The sequence below is a fragment of the Dapis purpurea BLCC-M126 genome, assembly GCF_050015975.1.
Classification (GTDB): Bacteria; Cyanobacteriota; Cyanobacteriia; order Cyanobacteriales; family Microcoleaceae; genus Trichodesmium.
Map to the genome: position 1 here is coordinate 69,449 of NZ_JBNHER010000183.1, position 19,793 is coordinate 89,241.

The window sequence follows — 19,793 nt, forward strand, 5'->3', positions numbered from 1 at the left end:
AATGGTACTCGCCCTGAAGAAATTGCCAGGGCAGAGGCGGGAGTAGCAGAGGCTCATAGTAATTTAGAGGAGTTAGAAAATGGTACTCGCCCTGAAGAAATTGCCAGGGCAGAGGCGGGAGTAGCAGAGGCTCGTAGTAATTTAGAGGAGTTAGAAAATGGTACTCGTCCTGAAGAAATTGCTCAGGGCCAGGCAGAAGTAGCAGCAGCATTAGCAGAGGTGGAGAGTTGGCAGGCTGAGTTTGAGGATACGGTAGTTGTGGCTCCCTTTGCAGGTATAATTGGAGATATGATTGTGAAGATAGGAGATTTTATTAATGATGGTGACACCATAACTACTGTGACGGAAAATCAGGTATTAGATGTAAATTTACCAATTCCGTTAGAGCGACGAGGAGATTTGCGATTGGGTTTATCTGTAGAGATTGGGACTCCTGAAGGTAAGCTTTTGGGAATTGGGAAAGTTAGTTTTATTTCTCCTACCGTTAGTGATTCTCAAACTGTTTTAGTTAAGGTAGATGTGGATAATAGGGCTGGAAATTTAAAAGATGGTCAGTTTGTGGAAGTTAATGTGATTTGGGAGCAACGTCAAGCTGTAGTAGTGCCAATGACGGCAGTAGGTTTTGAAGGGGAGACAAGGTTTGTATATTTGTTGGAGGGAGAAGGTGAACAGCAAAAGGCAAAGCGTCAGATAATTGAGTTGGGTTTGGTTCGGGGTGATATGGCTGAGGTGGTGTCTGGTTTGGAGTCTGGCGATAAGTTGATTGTTTCAGGTATACAAAGGTTGAATGATGGAGCGGCTGTGAAGGTTTTGGGTTCGGGGAAAAGAGGGAACAGAGAATAGGGAATAGGGAATAGTCGATCGCTCCTAAAATCTGGTTTGTTTAGGAAGAGGCGATCGCTATTTGTTGTTTGATCGGATTTGTATGCTTAAATTTTTTCCAGCACAGTATTTTTCTTTTCTTTTCTTTGAATTTCATACCGATGAGCTTCACAAATGCTTCCAAAATTCAGTTCCTCTGATACTACATTAGCTAGGTCTAGTTTAGGTCCTTGACTTGCCAATTGCTCTAGGTTTAATGAATGATGTTTCATTGCTTCCCAGACCACAGGTAGAGGCTGTTGAATTGTTCCAATAGAATAACTCTCAATACCAACAATACCCATACAGGGATAGATTAAACCATCGTAATTTACAACAAAATTAAACCATTTTCTACAGGGGTTATAGTCTCCCCAAAAGCGTCTTTTACGCTCCCTCAACTTTGGCATAATTTCATATACAGTTTCACCGACTATTTGAGAGCGAGAAATTCCACTATCTATCCAAAATGATACCGATCCAATAAAATTTAAATGAATTTTTTTTAATGTCAGACTTTCGACAAGTGAAATACAAAAATTTGCTGGGAAAGTTTTTGAACTAGCGTCATTAGCATCAATAATAAGTAACAAGTTTTTAAACCGATCTGTTAGCTTCTCTAGTGCCGAATAAAATTTGTAGCATTCCTCTAAAGAAACTTTAAGAGATACATAAAAATCGCAATGCAAACATGAAATAAGTAACTTTTCAAGTTCTGAAATGTTAGCTAGTAATCTATGAGCAAAAATCGTTACCCCTCGCTTATATAATAAATGAAGATTATTACCATCCTTTATGTCTGTCTCTGCTCTGTACCATTCATCAAAACGGTGCAGCCAATTTCCAATAGGATGAGTGACTTCATTATTTACATTACTAACTTTATCTCCAAGAAGGATACTGACCGAACGAAAATCCTGTAATAGCACTACCATACCTCCGAAACTATTAACTAATGCCATGCAAATTGCTTTTTTCTTGAAGTTTTTGAAAATAATTTTTTATGGTTTCAGCCATCTCTTGATTTGAAAAAATGCTCCAACATAAGTTACACAGGCTGGAAAAATCTCTACCTAACTTAAACCCTGCATCTTCTAAAATAGGAACCAAAGAGCCTGCACCTGAAAAAACTAAAAAACGAAGTAGTAGGGAACTATTCATGCTTTCGGCAATCTCTATAATAGAGCTATCCTTAATATTGCCAAATTGTACTGTTTTTGTTTGGTCAAATCCAGCACAACATGGGAAAACATTACCAGAAGCGTTAATAGTTAAGTTCAACAGACTATGACATGAATATCCCACATTTTTAATGTTAAAAATTTCTGATTTAGGTATATTTTTTACTGCTCTTCCTGTATGCATAACTGGAGCACAACAGACGCTATCAAGGCAGGATAATGCTTCAGAATCAAGCATAGCAATGGCAACTTCAGCAGTTTCTTCTTTGGTGGATAGTATTCTAAGATTGTTTTATTAGAATCTACAACCCATATTCGTAACCATTCTTCTAGAGATTCCAGAGTCCTTAAAAAATACGGACGCGAAAAGTTTCCAACGACATCACCGTAACCAGACTCAGTAGCAAAGCACTCAACTAAGTCAGCAATACCTGGCAAATCTTCTTGACAATACTGCCTAATCATATCAACCTGTATTTTCTCATTTTTAACATCTTGAATTTTCTAATTTTAATAGATAGTTATTTTTTGGCATATATCGCCACCTTTAAAGAGGATTCAGGGTCATCAATAGGTTCCATATGTGTTCCTAAAAGTTTGTAATAACGAATATCCTGAAAATTTGCTTTAACTAACAAATTTTGAATATCTTCTATGGCAAAAACAGTATTAGATGCGTAATGTTCAAATTTTTCAAATAAATTATTTTCTACCTTATAAAATCCCGAAAATTTGAGATAACCCCTGTCATTTCTACCATCGAAGTATCCTTTAGCAATTACTGTAAAATCATCATTTTCTGTTATAGAAACGTTATTGTTGGTAGCTATTCCTGCTTTCGTGTTTATATCAAAAATAAATACTCCATTATCAACTAAGTGATTATAAACACACTGAAAACATCTGTTTAAGGCATCTAGGTCTTGAAGCAAATTGAGAGAATCAAATGTCGAAACAGCAAGTCCAAATTTTTTGTTAAGAGTAAAATTAGAAGCATCAGCTTTGACCCATTCTGCATTTCTGTGATACTCTTTTGCTTTCTTTTCAGCTATTTCTAACATTTTTTCTGAGAGATCTATTCCTATAATGGAGAATCCCTTTTCAAGAAAATAACAAGCTAAATGACCTGGACCGCAGCAAATATCAAGAAGTGTCTTTTCTTTGGCAAATATTGGTTCTTTAGAATACATATCGTAAATCTGAGGAGCTAAGTTAGTAGCAAAGCCAAACCAATATCGATCATAAACTTTTGAAAATTTTGGAGGATATACCTCTTTGTTTTGCATAGAGACTGCTTTTGTTTTGTTTTATATGAAAGACTTCAACAAAGTAAATATTCTCTAGAGTTGCTATATATATCAGTCTAATCGCTCCTTTAAAATACCTCCTAATGCCTCAAAATTAAAATTAATTATTATATCTATATTATATTCGTATACATCTCTATTATGACTAATCAAAAAATGCGAATTAGTGGTAAAAAGCAATTTTTTTCAGAATCTATTTAGTGTTAAAAAGTATGATTTAGCTTCTTAAGTAAGAAAAAGTGTGATAAGGTTATATGATGCAAAACTAAACTACCAGTCTACCTGTAGCTATGGATATTGAGACATTGGTTGAATTAACAGACAACCTGGTATTTACTTACACGAAACAACATTTAGATTCTCTACAAAAGGAAGTCTTAAAAGGTACTTTGAATGGTAAAAAATACCCCCAAATAGCCGATGATTGTAAACGTCATCCCGACCATATCAAACAGGTAGGTACGAAATTATGGAAACTTTTGTCAGATATATTAGGAAAAAATATCAAAAAGTCTAATGTTCGTTCCATATTAGAAAATTTCCACTTTTCACATATTTCAAATACAGCTAATGACTGGGTAAATGTTAACAATAATCATATAAATATCTGTCGAGAAAACAGAGAATCTCCCACCCCTAAAAACAAATCTTCTCCCACTCCCACTGACCAAAACCAAAACAAAACTAACCCAGAAAATAATTATGATTTATCTGAAGCTCCAGATTTATATTCCCTGTGCGATCGCCACACGGAACTTAGCACTCTCAAACAATGGATAGAAAACCACACCCGTATCATCACCATATTAGGATTAACTGGCATTGGAAAAAGTACCCTCACTGTAGAATTAATTCCACAAATAAAAGATAAATTTGATTATATAATCTGGCGCAATATTGATAACTACCCCTCCTGTAAATCTCTACAAACAAACATTATTCAATTCTTATCTCAAACAGATTCTCCCTCCCAAAAACCAGAAAAATTTTCCAATTTTCAAACCATCAACAATCAATTAATAGATTACCTCCGGAAATATCGTTGTTTACTGATTTTTGATAATTTACAAGAAATATTTGCTAGTAGAAAATTAGCTGGTACTTATCTGGAAGAACATGAAAATTATGGTAAATTTTTTCAACAAATAGCCACATCATCCCACCAAAGTTCTTTATTACTCCTGAGTCAAGAACAACCAAAAATAACATCAGGCAACAATCATTGTCAGACTTTAAAACTTGAGAGTTTAGGAAAGTCAGCAACAGCAATTTTAGAAAGTAAAAACTTAACAGATAAAGATAAATGGTTAGACTTGATTAATCTCTATGACGGAAATCCTTTATGGTTAAACATTATTGCCGATGCAGTAGAAGATTTATGTGATAGACATGTCGCTCAATTTTTATCCTGCCCTAGTATATATTTAGGAGATTTAGAACCAATATTAGAGATAATTTTTCAGCGTTTGTCGGAGCTAGAAAAACAAGTAATATTATGGATAGCAAGTCAAGAAACAGCAATAGATATTTCTAATACTCCCCCAGACTTTCCACTTTCCCACTCAGATTTATGGAAAGCAATACAATCATTAAAAAGACGTTGTTTAGTCACAAAAAAAGATAATTTTTTCGCTCTTTTAGCTGTGCTGAAGCAGTATGTTATATCAAATTATTTACATTAACTCAGAAGGAAGAAGGAAGAAGGGGTAAACATTAAAAAAAGGGGGGAAATGATAAATATAACCCACGTTCCGCACGTCAAATTGTAATATTAAAAGGAGTATGAAAAACGGTAGCTTGAATTGTATAAATTATCTTCATTGACCTTTCTTATTATACCATTTTGAAAAAAGAATGCTACAAAAATGTAGATGTTAATCGGAAATGCTTAAAATAGCTGCTCCAATTCATTTGAGATAGTTATTTATATCGTTTATTCCTTTTTATTAAATGTTTACCCCTTTTTCCTTCTTACTTCCTTCTTCCTTCTTCCTTCTTAATTAGAAAACCGAGCTTCTGGTGAAACTCGGTTCTGAGCTGATATTAGATGCGGCACAATTGCCTTCCCTGATTACAAATCTAATAACCTTTTTCCATGAATAACCGCAGCAACCATTACTACATCACCTTTAACCTTATAAAGGACTCGGTAACTGTAAGCATAATCTTGTCGGTAACTATCATCACCAAACTCCTTGACCACTTCTCCCTCTAAAGGATTATTAATCAAATTTCTAGTGACATTAATTATCCTGTGGACTACCGCCGCAGCATAGGAAGCAGAGTCACGCGCTATGTAGGAGGCGATCGCATCCACATCATCTATAGCCTTAGAAGACCAAACTACTTTATAACCCATTTACTCAAAAGCCCTTCAGCTTCTTCTTGTGTAATTTTTCTTTCTTTATCAGCTACTTCTAAACCATGAAGAACTTTTTCAATTACATATAAATGATATTGAACATCTTCAAGGGAGCAATTATCTGGCAATTTGCTTAATAGAGATTCTACTTTTTTCTTAGCGGTACTCATAAAGTTCATATTATTAAGTCACTGTTCCTAGGTGTACATGAGCCACTGGACAGCGACATCTGGTGTTTTGCATTTTCGCGCTTTCCAGACATAAAAAAGCGAAAAACACACCTCTTCCCAGAGGAACCTTAAAGGTATTAATCATTTTTATTGGTAATTTTTTTATTTTGAAACCAGTAGGTCTCATATAGTTCCTTTAAATTAGATGGTTTCATGTTCCAGCGCCTTTCGCAAAAAAAATAGTTCAGATTATCGCCGACCTTGGCTCTAGATAATAAAATAGGTAATATACCTACTAATAATATAACAATCTGATTGAACTTTTGAAAGAGAATACTATACTTTGAGCTTTCAACTATCAGTGTAATTACTTATAGTTAGTCATTTATTACTCAATCATCTCTGTTAATTTATAGATAACTTGTTAAAGACTTCTTGGAAGTATTAACATAAAAGTTACACCTTCTACAGATAGACTCTCAAATACAACTTGGCAGGATTTAAAAGGGTAAGTGATAATTGGTCATCATTACTTGATGGCCAACTATAGGTTCTCTGGTCAAAAGTTTAATATACTATCAAGAGCTTATCAAATAACAGATAAAATAAATAGACTTACTCTTAATTCTCAATTTATTCAGAGGTAGGTTAATAGTATATATGTTTAGAGCTTGAGAGCCTCCGAACTTTAGGTTTGGGAATTCCCCGTTATTCCCAAAACTGATGATTTAGCTGTTTTGTAAAGAGAAACCTAGATATTTTCATAGTTGGTGATTGCCTCTGTCATCTTCTGAATTACTTCTACCACAGGTATACTTCCCAATTCACCAGAACTACGAGTCCGAATACTCAGACTATTTGACTCAACTTCCTTAGCTACCCACAACAGCCATTATAGGAATTTTTACCTTCTCTGCATTACGAATCAACTTACCTAAACGCTCATTACTTATATCTACCTCAGCACGAATACCTACTTGACGCATCTGCTCGGCAACCTCTTGAGCAAAAGGCAAAAATTCAGAATTAACTGGTAAAAGTTTAGCCTGTGTAGGAGCCAACCAGAGAGGAAAATCTCCTGCATACTCCTCAATTAAAATTCCAATTAACCTTTCCAGGGAACCAAAAGGTGCCCGATGAATCATCACAGGACGTTTTCTAGTTCCATCTTCTGCTACATATTCTAAATCAAATCGTTCGGGCAAATTATAGTCTACCTGTACAGTACCCAACTGCCATTCTCGCTCCAAGGCATCCTGGAAAATAAAATCCAATTTTGGGCCATAAAATGCAGCTTCGCTGATTCCCTCAAAATGATCCATACCCATTTTTTCCACAGATCGACGAATCGCACCTTGAGCTTTTTCCCAAGCCTCATCAGATCCAATATACTTATCTAACTTAGGATCTCGGAAACTTAATCTAGCCTTAAAATTCTTTAGTTGTAGATTTTTAAATACAAATAATGTTAAATCTACCACATTGAGAAACTCATCATCAAGTTGTTCGGGTGTCACAAACAAATGAGAGTCATCTTGAGTGAAACCCCGGACTCGGGTTAAACCACCTAATTCCCCAGACTTTTCATGGGGGTAAACAGTGCCAAACTCGGCAAGTCGTATTGGTAACTCCCGATAAGAACGTAAGTCCTGTTTATAAATTTGGATATGGAATGGACAGTTCATTGGTTTTAAAACAAAACCCTGTTCCTGAGCTTCTGATTCTTCATCCTCGGCCATCATCGGGAACATATCGTCTTTATACTTTTGCCAATGTCCGGAAGTTTTGAATAAATCGACTATGGCGATATGGGGAGTATCTACAGGTAAATAACCCCGTTTCTATTGTTCTTGTTGGAGAAAGTCTTTCAATGAATTCTTTAACATTGTATCTTTGGGAGTCCAGAGAGGTAATCCCGGTCCAACAAGGTCGGAAAACATAAATAGTCCTAATTCTTTACCTAGTTTACGATGGTTTCTTTTGAGAGCTTCTTCTTTACGTCTTTTATATTCAGTTAGTTGTTCTGGAGTTTCCCAAGCAGTACCATAGATACGTTGTAACTGGGCTTTAGTTTCATCGCCGCGCCAGTAAGCACCAGCAAGAGCTTCTAATTCAATTGCTTTGGGATTAATTTGTTTGGTAGTTTCGATGTGCGGGCCTGCACATCGAAACTACCACTCTTCACCAAGATGATAAATGGTTATTGGGTCTTCTAAATCTTCAAGAATTTCTAATTTATAAGGTTCTTTAATTTTTTCTATTCTACTTTTAGCTTCTTCCCGGCTGACTTCTTCTCTAATTACGGGCAAATCACGTTTAATTATTTTGACCATCTCTTTTTTGATAGCTTTTAGGTCAGCTTCTGTAAATGGTTCTGGGATATCAAAGTCGTAGTAAAAGCAATTTTCAATCCAGGGGCCAATGGTTACCTGGGCTTTGGGAAATAACTTTTGTACAGCCATTGCCATAACAAGGGATGTGGTATGACGAATTTTTTTGAGAGTTTCTGACTCGCTAGTGCGGGTAAATGGATTTTTCTGGTTGTTCTGGAGAATGATTAGATTCTGAGCTGGACATTGGCTGTTTATTATGTGGTTTTAGTTTTATATATTTTTACAGAGTATAGATATATATTAAATTTTAGTTTAGATTATCATAATTAGGGGATTTAAAGTTAAAAACGCTAGATATATATAACGTTATAGTTTTTGGTTACTATATCTAGCGTTTTTGTCTCAATCCTGATTATATGGGTATGAAGTCAGTCTGAAATTTTAGTTAAGTTATAAAAATATGGTAATTTTGGGGTTAAAAACACTACATATATAAAATGTTATAGTTTTTGCTTACTATATATAGTGTTTCTGCCTAAATTATAATTCCTAGGGATAGACAAAGATTGAAATTTTATAACTGAGACCTTTTTGAGTTATAAAATTACAGCGCTTCCCGTTGTTATGAGGTACAAAATTTTAGGTTTGAGGCAACAGGGAACAGGCAACAGGCAACAGGGAATAGAGAATAGAAAAGAATAAAAACAACTGTACCTCATAGCTTCGGAAACTGCTGTAAATATCAAACGTTATAGTTTTTGCTTACTATACGCAAATACTATTTCACTTAAATTCTATTCAGTTTCAATAGCAGCTTGTCTAGCAATTTCTAACCAATTATCATATTTTTCCTGATTATTTTCTACCCACTCTTGGGCATGACGCAAAATATCTTTTTCTTGATTTTCTCCTTCTTTAATGCGTAAACTTTCAGCGCTCATATCTACTACTGGAATTTGAACTAATTCAAACCACTTTTTAGCAACTGGGTTAGCTTTTAAAAATTTTTTATTAGCGACAATACGCTGTTTAAATATGGGAAAGCCAAAATTTTTTTCATCTATAGATGTATATGTTTCAGTCAAATTTCCCATAGATTCTGGTAAGGAGGTAAAAGGAACTGCTAACCAAACTACATCTTTATTTCGTTTTAATTGTGTAGATATCCAATGAGGCTCGTAGGCATAATAAATAATAGGTTTTCCCTGCTTGTAGCGACTTATTGCATCTTTTAGGAGAGTTTCATATTGTCCTTGATTATGTTCTACAGTATCTTCTAACCCATAAGTTTTGAGATGATGGTTAATTGCTAATTCACAAGACCAACCAGGATTACAACCAACTAAATTTGCTTTGCCATCTCCATCGGAGTCAAAAAGTTTGGCTATTTCTGGATCTTTTAATTGTTCAATGTTAGTAATTCTATATTTCTCCGCTGTTTTTTTGTTAATTTGATATCCTTGGATTCCTGGAGGGGTTAAAATTCCAACTCTCTCTAATTTTTCTGTACCACCAGAATTTTCAAAGTATTGTTTGTGTTGTGGTTCATAATAAACGGTGCTATAGTCTAAATCTCCATTGGCAAGAGAAATATAAATGGGAGGATATTCAATTTGTTTTGGTTTTTCTATGTTGTAGCCTAATTTTTCTAGACCAATATTTACAATTTCGGTTTGAAATAATTCTTGTACAAAGGTACTATTGGCACTCCGAATAGTAACTGCTTTGGAATTAGGAAACTGTTGACAAGAGGTGAAAATTATTAATAAGCTTGTGAGGACTGTTCCTAAGAAAATTTTCAGGTATTTTTGTTTCATTTGAGTTTAATAGAAATAATATAAGAGTAATTTTTAGCTGAATTAAGTAAAGTAGTAAAAAATTGAGAATCTCAATAGATTTTAATTTTGGCAAACTTCGATATTTTGATTCTTTATAACTCTATTCTAAATTTTAAATCTAGACTCACCTTGATTTATGTTTTTTTAATCTAGAAAAATATAGTTTTCCCATTGGTTGAATAGTACATATAAACCATGAATATTTTGCCTTTCATTTCAGATTTTTTTTGATTTTAACTACTCTAGCAATACACATTTAGATATTTTGAAATTAATAAATGCTATTTCCCGAACATTTCCATAGAAAAAACCTTGATTATACATTTAGTTTTTACTTTTGAATTACCCACAATTATAAATAAACTAAACTTATAATTTCAATACTAAATCACTTTCAAAATCGGGAATATTCTTTCGAGTTGAGACTGAAATATTTTTGATTTCAGTCTCAGATTTTTTAAATCATAAAAAATCTCCTAATAGTCAAAAAATTACATCAAACTTTAGGGGACGAAGATCAAGATTAATATGAATCTATTAGGCTTTTTTCCTCTTCCCTAAAATTCTCAAAAATTTTAACTTTAAAACTGCCCAAATTCTGTAATTAATTAGCAGCTTGTCTAGCAATTTCTAACCAAGTATCATATTTTTTCTGATTATTTTTTATCCACTCTTCAGCATGGCGCAAAATATCCTCTTCTTGGTCTTCACCCTCTTTAATGCGTAAACTTTCCGCATTCATATCTTCTATTGGAATTTGAACTAATTCAAACCACTTTCTAGCAATGGGGTTAGCTTCTAGGAATTTTTTGTTAGCTACTATACGCTGTTGAAGTATAGGAAAGCCAAGATTTTTTCCATCTACTGATGTATCTTTTTCAGTTATATTTCCCATAGATTCTGGTAAAGAGTTAAAAGGAACTTCTAACCAAACTACATCTCTATTTCGTATTAATTGTGTAGATATCCAATGAGGATTGTAGCCATAATAAATAATAGGTTTTCCCAGCTTGTAACGACTTATTGTATCTCTTAGAAGAATTTCATATTCTCCTTGATTATGTTCTACTGTATTTTCTAGTTCATAAGCTTTGAGATGATGGTTAATGACTAATTCACAAGACCAACCAGGATTACAACCAACCAAATTTGCTTTACCATCTCCGTCAGAGTCAAAAAGTTTGGCTATTTTTGGATCTTTTAATTGTTCAATGTTAGTAATGTTATATTTATCGGCTGTTTTTTTATCAATTTGATATCCCTGAATTCCATTAGGAGTTAACACTCCAACTTTCTCTAACTTTTCCTCACCACCAGAATTATCAAAAAATTCTTTGTGTTGTGGGTCATAATAAACGATACTATACTCTAAATCTCCATTGGCAATGGAAATATAAATTGGAAGGTATTCAATTTGTTTTGGTTTTTTCACGTTATAGCTTAAATTTTCTAGACCTATATTGACAATATAGGTTTGAAATAATTCTGGCATCCAGGTACTATTGGCACTACGAATAGTAACTATTTGAGAATTAGGAACTTGTTGACAGGATGTGAAAATTATTAATAAGCTTGTGAGGATCGTTCCTAAGAAAATTTGCAGGTGTTTTGGCTTCATTTGAGTTTGATTGAAAAAATTAATAGATAGGATTTAACAATTTGATAATTTAAAGATATATAAACTGTTTTAGCAAAAGGTAAATATCTGATTATAGCTATTATGAAAATTCATTAATGATTAAGTGATCAACTATATATATTCAAACAACTATAGCAATATGAATTTAGATATTTGATATTACTAAATGCTGTTGGCCAAGTATTTCAGTCAGAAAAACCTTGGTTAGAAGTTACTTTTAATTTTTGAATTGCCCATAGTACTATGGAAACTAAACTTATAAACTCAGTCCTAAGTCCTATATAGCAATCCTCCGCATATTCGTGGCAAAAATCTTACTGCTTTTTAGGGAACACTTAACTGGCAATAGGAAACAGGTAAGAGTTTCAACTTTTTTATTTACTTTTTAATCAACTGCAACCTATGCACGGATTGCTATATAGCGTTTCTCAAATTGGTGAGATACAGTTTTAGATACCCCCTGCCCCCATATCCCCCCTAACCGACCTTTTTAAGGAGGGAAGCGCTTAAAAAGGGGGGGATGTTTCAAAATACCCCTTTTTAAGGGGGATTTAGGAGGATCGTAAATCTACCTCATCTTTATGAGAAATGCTATATAACTTTCAAAATATGCAATATTCTCTTAAGTTGAGACTGAAATATTTTCTATCCAGTCTCAGCTTTATTCTAATTTTTAAAGTTTGCTAATTGCAGAATATTTACAGGAGTTTTTAGGAAAGCAAGGTCAAGCTTAATATTAATCTATTTTACTTTTTCCCTGTTTCCTAAAATGCTCAATTTTTTTACTTCCAAAACTACAAAAATTTTATAACTAATTAGCAGCTTGTTTTGCTGTTTCTAACCAACTATCATATTTTTCCTGATTATTTTTCACCCACTCTTGGGCATGACGCAAAATATCTGCTTCTTGGTCTTCACCCTCTTTAATGCGTAAACTTTCCGCATTCATATCTTCTATTGGAATTTGAACTAATTCAAACCACTTTCTAGCAATGGGGTTAGCTTCTAGGAATTTTTTGTTAGCTACTATACGCTGTTGAAGTATAGGAAAGCCAAGATTTTTTCCATCTACTGATGTATCTTTTTCAGTTATATTTCCCATAGATTCTGGTAAAGATGTAAAAGGTACTTTCAACGAAACTACATCTTCTCCTGGTTTTAATATTGTAGATATCCAGTGAGGATTATAAGCATAATAAATAATTGATTTTCCTTGCTTGTAGCGAGTCATACCATCTGCCAGAAGAATTTCATATTGTCCTTGATTATGTTCTACTGTATCTTCTAATCCATAAGCTTTAATATGATGGTTAATAACTAATTCACAAGACCAACCAGGATTACAACCAACTAAATTTGCTTTCCCATCTCCATCGGAGTCAAAAAGTTTGGCTATTTTTGGATCTTTTAATTGTTCAATGTTAGTAATATTAAATTTATCGGCTGTTTTTTTGTCAATTTCATATCTTTGTATTCCATCAGGAGTTAAAATTCCGACTTTCTCTAACTTTTCTTCACCACCAGAATTTTCAAAGTATTGTTTGTGTTGTGGTTCATAATAAACGGTGCTATAGTCTAAATCTCCATTGGCAAGAGAAATATAAATGGGAGGATATTCAATTTGTTTTGGTTTTTCTATGTTGTAGCCTAATTTTTCTAGACCTATATTGACAATATAGGTTTGAAATAATTCTTGCACAAAAGTACTATTGGCAGTACGAATAGTAACTGTTTGAGATGTTGGCGCTTGTTGGCAGGAGGTGAAGATTATTAAGACACTGGTTAGGATTGCTCCTAAGATTATTTTGAGGGATTTTTGTTTCATTCTGCTTAGATACAAAAACTTTTAATTTTAATATATAGCAATTCCACCTGATTTGTAAAATTTATCCATAAATATTCTGGCTATACCTAACTTTTAATTTGATTACTATTTACTAATTATTTAGGACTGATTTATGATAGTTTATAATAAATTTATAAATTAGAGAATTTTACAAAAAGGTAATAAGTATTATTTTTGTTGGTTTTAAAATTAGTTATTAATTCTTGGATATTAAGAAAAATATCATATTTTTTTAGTTGAATTTTCATAATTCACTTGTTGGTAAATACTATAAATAATACAAGATTTATATTTTGTTTGAGGGTGATTTTTCGCGGAATGGAGTTAAAGATTTAGCTCTATCACGATCATCTTCTAGGTTGTCAGAAGCCAAATTATGCAAATATTCTAGGTTGTACAAAAAGCAAACTACAGTCACGTCAAAGAATAAGGGACTTCCAAGAAATAAATTATCCAATTTTTGAACTAGACCTGTTTGTTTAGCTGCCTCTACTCCCTAATGCCTAAATTCAGAATTGTATATTTTTAAATTTGGAAGTCCCTAAGTCAATCAAAGCCCTCTCACTAACTCCCTATTGCCTCAAGCAGTTGTCAAAAGCAATCAATGGCAAGCGACCTAGTAGCAATGGGCAACATGAGTGCCTGTGATGCTCACAACTTATCACATCATTATCTTTCTCTCAAATATAATACCTTAACCCTTAACTCTAGCTTGTTTTATAATGTTCAACTTCGATAGTAGTATGAACATTTCCCCGTGGAAAAAAATCACCTTTAATTTTGACTTCTAAAGGATCACAAGCTGCTACAAAGTCATCTAAAATTTGATTCACTGATTCTTCATGAGAAATGTAGCGATCGCGATAACTATTGATATACAATTTTATGGCTTTCAACTCTACTACTCGTTCATTGGGAACATATTTTATGTAGATTGTCGCAAAATCTGGATAACCAGAAAAAGGACATTTACAAGTAAATTCTGGTAAACTGATATTTATCTCATAACGTCGTCCGATACGAGGATTTGGAAAAGTAATTAACTCTCCCTCTAATATATTCCTTTCTCCATATTTAAGTTCTTGCATATTTGCATCTTGAGATAGTGCATCACTATTTTCAGAGTTATTCATAATATATTAATCAAACAAAATCCAACTATTTAGAGATTCAATTTATCTAAGCAAATATTTTTTTGATTGTTACTTGACGAATTTATGTTTTATTGGTCTAATTGCACTAATTATCAGCCATAATTATTGAAAAACATCCATCAAATTAATATTACATAGTAACATAATGCAAAATATCAGCACATCTGGTAAAATTGGACTTAATTCAGAAAATAACTATTCTCCATCTGTACCTATTTCTTTATATAGAGAAGCTACTGCTGAACTACAAGCAGCTCAAATCAAGCTGGAATCTCTCAAAGTTCATAATGAACAGTTAATGCAGCAAAATCAAAAACTGAGAATAGAAATTGAAAAAGTGATTAACTCTGCAATGCAGTTACAAGAAGCTTTGAATGCTGCCCAGTCAGTAACCCAGGTAGCCCAACCACAAATACCGTCTTTTCCTCACTCTCAATCTAGCGTTAATACTGTTAGCTCTAATTACTTAAGTTCTAGTTTTAAAGTTGATTCTCCTGAAATATCATCCTCTTCTCCTTCTCTACCATTTACCGAGCCTAAACCAACAGATCCAGATTTTCCAGAACATCTATTTACAGAAGAATCAGATAAGAGCCACTATAATAGATTTTCTAATGCTACACAAGTATCTAACCTGAATGGAATTTGGTTAGTAGTTGCTGTTTGTCTGATTGTAATTGCTGCATTTGGTGCTGGCTATTGGGTAGTAAGGCCAATTTTAAATCAGCGATAGAACTCTGTTCAGCTTTACTAAGTACTTGACATCTTCCCGAGCCTGCTCTCACAAGACACTATGAGATTTCCTAAAATTTCTGATAAGCACTTTCTGCTGCCTTTTGCCTCCTGCGGAGGAGCTGCGCTTTTTCGTATAGGGAATGGGGAGCATTCATGTCGGCGACAGCCGAAACATGTCCCGCAGCGAAGCATAGGATCTACCTTTTGAGTTTACTCCCTACATACTTCGGACAGGCTTCGCCAGCGCGGTTTTTGTTGTCTAGCCCATAAGCGGGCGCTGACACTGGGAGTCCCGCAGCCTTCTTGCTGGAAGTTTCTTTGGGTATTGCCTCTCTCAGAGGAGCTAACCCTAACGTTGACGCGGGTTCCCATCCACCAAATGTTTATACTTGCGTTAATGTCGCAGTCATGGTGACTACCGCACTCTTGGCAATCCCAGTATCTTAATACTTAGAGGTAATTTTTCCGGTATATGCCTAAAATTAGAGTATTGCTGATTAATAATAATTTATGCTTCTTAAGGAAGAGTCCGAAATTTTAGATAGTTTAGCAAAAGACGAGTAGAATATTTGAGCATCTCAAGGTACTTAGAGTAGCAAAGGGTTTTGCGACTCAAGGGGTGACAGTTCAATAATTGATAATTGATAATGGATAATTGATAATTACCTCTGGTTAAAACCCACATTTCGCACGACAAAATGTAGTATACAAAGAGGCAGAAGTTTGAGTAAGTATTTAGACTTATAGTATTGGTAAGAAGCGATCGCAAATCAATAGAATGGTATCAGTTTCCAGAACTCACCAATAGACGAATTCAAAAATAGCCAAAGTCTCTCTATCACCTGACTACTCCGTTTTTAATAATTGCCAAGTGCTTTCATTTTACAGTATTATTCAATTGTTGATTATTTTAGCGCTTTACCTGTTTGGGTCTCAAGTTTCTCAATTGAGCAGATAGTATCTTTGACAACTTGGAGGAAAAAACTTTAATAATTCTAAACGTTCTGGAGTTAAATTAGATATGCTCTTAACTCCAGAATTAATCAATAAATGAATCGACTGGAAACATTGAAATATCCAACGTAAAGTTGGTCTATTAGTAGGACTGCCTAGTTGATTTTTTACAGTAGATTTAGTCCGGTTTAAAGTTTGACGTAGTTGACGTTGTCCTAAAGTATAAACCAATAAACATAAGCCCATAATTAATCCCAAAGCTTCAATTCGATGAGGGGATTTAAGGAAGATACTATCAGTTTAAAACAGGGGGTCTTTGAGAAACCTAAAACCTCTCTCAACAGATTGTTGTCCCTTGTATTTAGATAACATTTCTTCCGTAGTTAATTCCATCCTATCCAGGACATTTGTTGCCAGTATAAATCGACCTGCTCGTTTTGTTTCTAGTTCTATTTTTGACTCTCTTAAGCCAACTTCAACTTGGACTTTACAAGGAAAATCTGTATCAAATTTTGACTCTACGAATTGAACATTAATTTGTTTAATTTCGTGATATAAAAACTTTTTTAACAGCTTTCTTGTTGCTGTTTCTGCATCTGGTATACAAGCAAACTTTTCAGATTTCAAGGTGCGGAGTTTTTTGTCAACTTCAGCTCGTTCTTTCTGGATTTTTTTCTCTAGGTTTTTCAAATCCGATTCTCGGCGTAGTTGACTTTCAAGGATTAACCATCTCTGTGGAATCCCCCCATAAGTTTGTGATAGTTCTTGATAGCTATATCCTTTAATCTGACTAGGACTCAAATGGAACCCATCTATTTCTTGAACTAGCTTTGATCGCTCTTTTATACGAACCGGGACTCGGCTTAACCATTTAATATTTGTTAGTAACTGTATATTTTCGTATTGATATAAAGCACTATCTGCCACCATTAAACTGTCAAAATTTAACTGATTTTTGAAATCTTTAATGGCTTGCACAAATTGTTTTTGGCGGCTATTCATTTCCCGACCCAATTCTCATCCACAATGGTACATCTCCATCGTTTGTACAAATTAAATCCATTATAAATTGTTTTAAATCAGGTCGTTTATCTCTGGAATATCCATAAGTTATTTTGATGGTTTTTGCCTCTAAATCTTCTTCAGGTTTATCCTCAAGTGTCTGATAATCTCCATGAACATGAAATGAACTTGAATCTAAATGAACCGTACTTGTTTCTAGATCATAAATTTTCACTGCTTCTAACACTACAGACATGAAAATCTCATTTAACCCTCTGCGATAAAGTTCGTCTAATACCAGACCTAATTTATCATCATTAAAATACTCTGTTTTCACACCTTTTCCAATTAAGTGTTCTATAGATTTTCCATCAAAAAATCGACTAAATAAGTATAATGGAGATGACACTAATCCTAACCCATTTAAAACCATTCCTTTCACTACTTGACCCCCTGTTATTTTTTCTGGTAATTGAACTCCTGCGTTGTTGATTAATTTTCTGTTCTATACCAATCTCATCAATGATTCCTGCTACCAACCCTAAGTGGTCTATATTAGTCACTTCTATTGACATTTTCTCATCTTTTTTGATGTTCACCTTTAGCTCTAGAATTACACTTTCAGGTTTTTTTTTCTTGAGTTTAAATACTTACTCAAACTTCTGCCTCTTTGTATACTACATTTTGTCGTGCGGAATGTGGGCTAAAAGGAAGAGGATTGAACAAAAGGAAAATTTTTTCTTGTTTCTCCTTATAAAGGAGAGGCTTTAAACCTTAATTTTTCGGTAATGTCGAAGTCAATATTTTCTTCTTCCACCCTGATCATATAAGTTTGATTAACTAAGCGATCCTATTGAGGGATAAAACAAGGGTACACAGAATAACAATCACTACATACCAAAAACTATGCCAACACCTAATTATTAACTACAAATATTCAAAGGTTTTACTGCTGCCTTTCGCTGGGCGATATGAAACGTAGTAGTGTTGCGTCAGAAAATTGTCTATCACCCATAACAAGATTCCCGGCTGCCAATGATTAACTACTGCCCAAATCCCAGTTTTGTTTTTATTGTGGTCGATAAAAGTGTGTGACTCATCAATTTCAGTAGATTTCAGGTATCTTTTGCTCTTTGGGGGCATCTGATAATTTTTTACCTGCATCTCTAATCCATGTGATACATAGTTGTATGATCAACCTCTGTTGCTCTTTCAGATACCTCCCAAAACCATGCTATTGAAATAAATCTTTAGACATAGTTATTTAATCTGTGGCGAATAGGGTTGAATTTTACGGTATTCAACGAATTGACAACCACAGATTTAGTATGGGAAACAATGTCAGAGAAGTATCTTGCTGTTTTTCCTGATTTGGGTAGAGTGACATTTTGTACATTTCATGCTCTGAATTCTACAAAATTTATCATTCATTTTCAGCAATGTCTACTAAAGATTAAGTTGATTTTGGTTGGTTTAGTTATTAGTTTCTATAGGTTGTAGGAAACTTTAAAACATTTTTAAGACTTATCTAAATATGTTTCAGGAATACCCAACTATTCAACTTCATTAATTAGTTGCTAGTTCAACTTGATTTACACCAAACTTTTAGCATTTTGATTTTTTGTAGCAGTATCTTGGACTTCCATCTCAGGTTCAAAACCGCGCTTAATCTCTGTCAATTTTATTTGTTTAGCTTGGAGAGCAGTTTCTAGAATCTCTATAGCTTTGTGTGGGTTTCCATGGCCACAAAAGAATAAGTCAGCCGCAAAGTAACCTAATTCAGGCCATGTATGGATAGCAATATGAGATTCTGCTAGTGTTGCCGTTGCCGTCACTCCATGAGGACTAAACTGATGAACACATAAATCTATTAAGGTTGCTCCTCCTGCTGAAATTGCATCAATTAAAGAGCGACGTATACGTTCTGGGTCGTTGAGCAGCTCTGCGGGAGAATGCCAAGCATCAACGACTAGATGGGTTCCCAATTGTTTCATTCTGCGCGGTTATACCTCCACCCGATAAGGTCTCCAGTTTTTTACTATATCACAAATTTTTTGAATTTGTTAACTATGAGTAGTTAGGGCTTGCTAAATAAAATTCAAACAATGAGCAGTCAAGATGAGCGATAAATTTTAATTAGTAAGGCGATGGGGTAAGAAGGGGAAAAGTTTTTGCATATCCCAGATTCGGTGTTCCCTAAGCTCACCCATAAGACTTTTTCAATAAAGTGGTTAATAATTAACTACTTTGTTGAAATCTAGCATTTGAGGCAAAGTAACTTTAGTACCTAGTCTAGCTTTAAAATGTGGTTCATTAATTGATAATGGATAATTGATAATTACCTCTGGTTAAAACCGTGAGGGAATTGAAGATTGGGAAATATCATTTCTCTTCTCTTGGTCGATTGGATA

Annotated in this window: 13 protein-coding genes and 4 pseudogenes; 3 read left to right on the forward strand and 14 right to left on the reverse strand. The window is 34.1% G+C overall.

Annotation, left to right across the window (positions count from 1 at the left end):
• A partial coding sequence (locus ACP6PL_RS16195; RefSeq protein ID WP_426546297.1) for an efflux RND transporter periplasmic adaptor subunit occupies window positions 1-843 on the forward strand: 843 nt, incomplete at its 5' end.
• Between the two features lie 86 nt (window positions 844-929).
• Here ACP6PL_RS16195 and ACP6PL_RS16200 read toward each other — a convergent pair.
• The 3 genes from ACP6PL_RS16200 to ACP6PL_RS16210 all read right to left on the reverse strand — a co-directional run bounded on the left by ACP6PL_RS16200 (window position 930) and on the right by ACP6PL_RS16210 (window position 3,328).
• Window positions 930-1,823, reverse strand: a complete 894-nt coding sequence (locus tag ACP6PL_RS16200; RefSeq protein ID WP_426546298.1) for an SPASM domain-containing protein — start codon at window positions 1,821-1,823, stop codon at window positions 930-932.
• On the reverse strand, window positions 1,810-2,280 hold the full coding sequence (locus ACP6PL_RS16205) for an SPASM domain-containing protein (RefSeq protein ID WP_426546299.1): 471 nt from the start codon (window positions 2,278-2,280) through the stop codon (window positions 1,810-1,812). The genes ACP6PL_RS16200 and ACP6PL_RS16205 overlap by 14 nt, the downstream gene beginning before the upstream one ends.
• Window positions 2,281-2,563: 283 nt before the next feature.
• Entirely contained in the window at window positions 2,564-3,328 is a 765-nt protein-coding gene (locus tag ACP6PL_RS16210; RefSeq protein ID WP_426546300.1) for a class I SAM-dependent DNA methyltransferase, read from the reverse strand.
• Window positions 3,329-3,639: 311 nt separating this feature from the next.
• Here ACP6PL_RS16210 and ACP6PL_RS16215 point away from each other — a divergent pair, with 311 nt between their 5' ends.
• Window positions 3,640-5,031, forward strand: coding sequence for a helix-turn-helix domain-containing protein (locus ACP6PL_RS16215; RefSeq protein WP_426546301.1), 1,392 nt, complete (start codon window positions 3,640-3,642; stop codon window positions 5,029-5,031).
• A 389-nt stretch (window positions 5,032-5,420) separates the two neighbouring features.
• Here ACP6PL_RS16215 and ACP6PL_RS16220 read toward each other — a convergent pair whose 3' ends face one another.
• The 7 genes and pseudogenes from ACP6PL_RS16220 to queF form a co-directional block, all read right to left on the reverse strand.
• Window positions 5,421-5,708, reverse strand: coding sequence for a type II toxin-antitoxin system RelE/ParE family toxin (locus tag ACP6PL_RS16220; RefSeq protein WP_426546302.1), 288 nt, complete (start codon window positions 5,706-5,708; stop codon window positions 5,421-5,423).
• Window positions 5,693-5,890 (reverse strand): hypothetical protein, encoded by a 198-nt coding sequence (locus tag ACP6PL_RS16225; protein ID WP_375340154.1) that lies wholly within the window; start codon window positions 5,888-5,890, stop codon window positions 5,693-5,695. Before ACP6PL_RS16225 ends, ACP6PL_RS16220 begins: the two co-directional genes overlap by 16 nt.
• A 742-nt stretch (window positions 5,891-6,632) precedes the next feature.
• Window positions 6,633-8,458: pseudogene (gene thrS / locus ACP6PL_RS16230) on the reverse strand (threonine--tRNA ligase).
• Window positions 8,459-9,008: 550 nt separating this feature from the next.
• The gene (gene proX / locus ACP6PL_RS16235; protein ID WP_426546303.1) at window positions 9,009-10,031 is read right to left on the reverse strand and encodes a glycine betaine/L-proline ABC transporter substrate-binding protein ProX; all 1,023 of its coding nucleotides are present in this window, start codon (window positions 10,029-10,031) and stop codon (window positions 9,009-9,011) included.
• Window positions 10,032-10,656: 625 nt separating this feature from the next.
• Window positions 10,657-11,670 carry a glycine betaine/L-proline ABC transporter substrate-binding protein ProX gene (gene proX, locus ACP6PL_RS16240; protein WP_426546304.1) on the reverse strand — a complete coding sequence of 338 codons (1,014 nt, stop codon included), beginning with the start codon at window positions 11,668-11,670 and terminating at the stop codon, window positions 10,657-10,659.
• 832 nt (window positions 11,671-12,502) lie between these two features.
• Window positions 12,503-13,516: a glycine betaine/L-proline ABC transporter substrate-binding protein ProX gene (proX, locus tag ACP6PL_RS16245; RefSeq protein ID WP_426546305.1), complete on the reverse strand. Its 1,014-nt coding sequence runs from the start codon at window positions 13,514-13,516 to the stop codon at window positions 12,503-12,505.
• A 728-nt stretch (window positions 13,517-14,244) separates the two neighbouring features.
• Entirely contained in the window at window positions 14,245-14,670 is a 426-nt protein-coding gene (queF, locus tag ACP6PL_RS16250) for a preQ(1) synthase (protein WP_426546306.1), read from the reverse strand.
• 166 nt (window positions 14,671-14,836) lie between these two features.
• Here queF and ACP6PL_RS16255 point away from each other — a divergent pair, with 166 nt between their 5' ends.
• Window positions 14,837-15,424, forward strand: a complete 588-nt coding sequence (locus ACP6PL_RS16255) for a hypothetical protein (RefSeq protein ID WP_426546307.1) — start codon at window positions 14,837-14,839, stop codon at window positions 15,422-15,424.
• 212 nt (window positions 15,425-15,636) lie between these two features.
• On the opposite strand, the pseudogene ACP6PL_RS16260 reads toward ACP6PL_RS16255, so the two are convergent.
• From ACP6PL_RS16260 to speD, 4 genes and pseudogenes are all read right to left on the reverse strand, one after another.
• Window positions 15,637-15,864 (reverse strand): annotated as a pseudogene (locus tag ACP6PL_RS16260) (hypothetical protein); the annotation flags it as partial.
• A 79-nt stretch (window positions 15,865-15,943) separates the two neighbouring features.
• Window positions 15,944-16,042, reverse strand: a pseudogene (locus ACP6PL_RS16265) (IS1 family transposase); the annotation flags it as partial.
• 326 nt (window positions 16,043-16,368) lie between these two features.
• Window positions 16,369-17,957: pseudogene (locus tag ACP6PL_RS16270) on the reverse strand (IS1634 family transposase).
• Between the two features lie 1,017 nt (window positions 17,958-18,974).
• Window positions 18,975-19,376 (reverse strand): adenosylmethionine decarboxylase, encoded by a 402-nt coding sequence (speD, locus tag ACP6PL_RS16275; RefSeq protein WP_426546308.1) that lies wholly within the window; start codon window positions 19,374-19,376, stop codon window positions 18,975-18,977.
• Window positions 19,377-19,793 lie beyond the last annotated feature (417 nt).

Excerpts from the sequence above, each read along its gene's own strand:
- ACP6PL_RS16200 (WP_426546298.1), bottom strand. The coding sequence starts at position 1,823 with ATGGCATTAGTTAATAGTTTCGGAGGTATGGTAGTGCTATTACAGGAT.
- ACP6PL_RS16205 (WP_426546299.1), bottom strand. The coding sequence starts at position 2,280 with ATGCTTGATTCTGAAGCATTATCCTGCCTTGATAGCGTCTGTTGTGCT.
- ACP6PL_RS16210 (WP_426546300.1), bottom strand. The coding sequence starts at position 3,328 with ATGCAAAACAAAGAGGTATATCCTCCAAAATTTTCAAAAGTTTATGAT.
- ACP6PL_RS16215 (WP_426546301.1), top strand. The coding sequence starts at position 3,640 with ATGGATATTGAGACATTGGTTGAATTAACAGACAACCTGGTATTTACT.
- ACP6PL_RS16220 (WP_426546302.1), bottom strand. The coding sequence starts at position 5,708 with ATGGGTTATAAAGTAGTTTGGTCTTCTAAGGCTATAGATGATGTGGAT.
- ACP6PL_RS16225 (WP_375340154.1), bottom strand. The coding sequence starts at position 5,890 with ATGAACTTTATGAGTACCGCTAAGAAAAAAGTAGAATCTCTATTAAGC.
- proX (WP_426546303.1), bottom strand. The coding sequence starts at position 10,031 with ATGAAACAAAAATACCTGAAAATTTTCTTAGGAACAGTCCTCACAAGC.
- proX (WP_426546304.1), bottom strand. The coding sequence starts at position 11,670 with ATGAAGCCAAAACACCTGCAAATTTTCTTAGGAACGATCCTCACAAGC.
- proX (WP_426546305.1), bottom strand. The coding sequence starts at position 13,516 with ATGAAACAAAAATCCCTCAAAATAATCTTAGGAGCAATCCTAACCAGT.
- queF (WP_426546306.1), bottom strand. The coding sequence starts at position 14,670 with ATGAATAACTCTGAAAATAGTGATGCACTATCTCAAGATGCAAATATG.
- ACP6PL_RS16255 (WP_426546307.1), top strand. The coding sequence starts at position 14,837 with ATGCAAAATATCAGCACATCTGGTAAAATTGGACTTAATTCAGAAAAT.
- speD (WP_426546308.1), bottom strand. The coding sequence starts at position 19,376 with ATGAAACAATTGGGAACCCATCTAGTCGTTGATGCTTGGCATTCTCCC.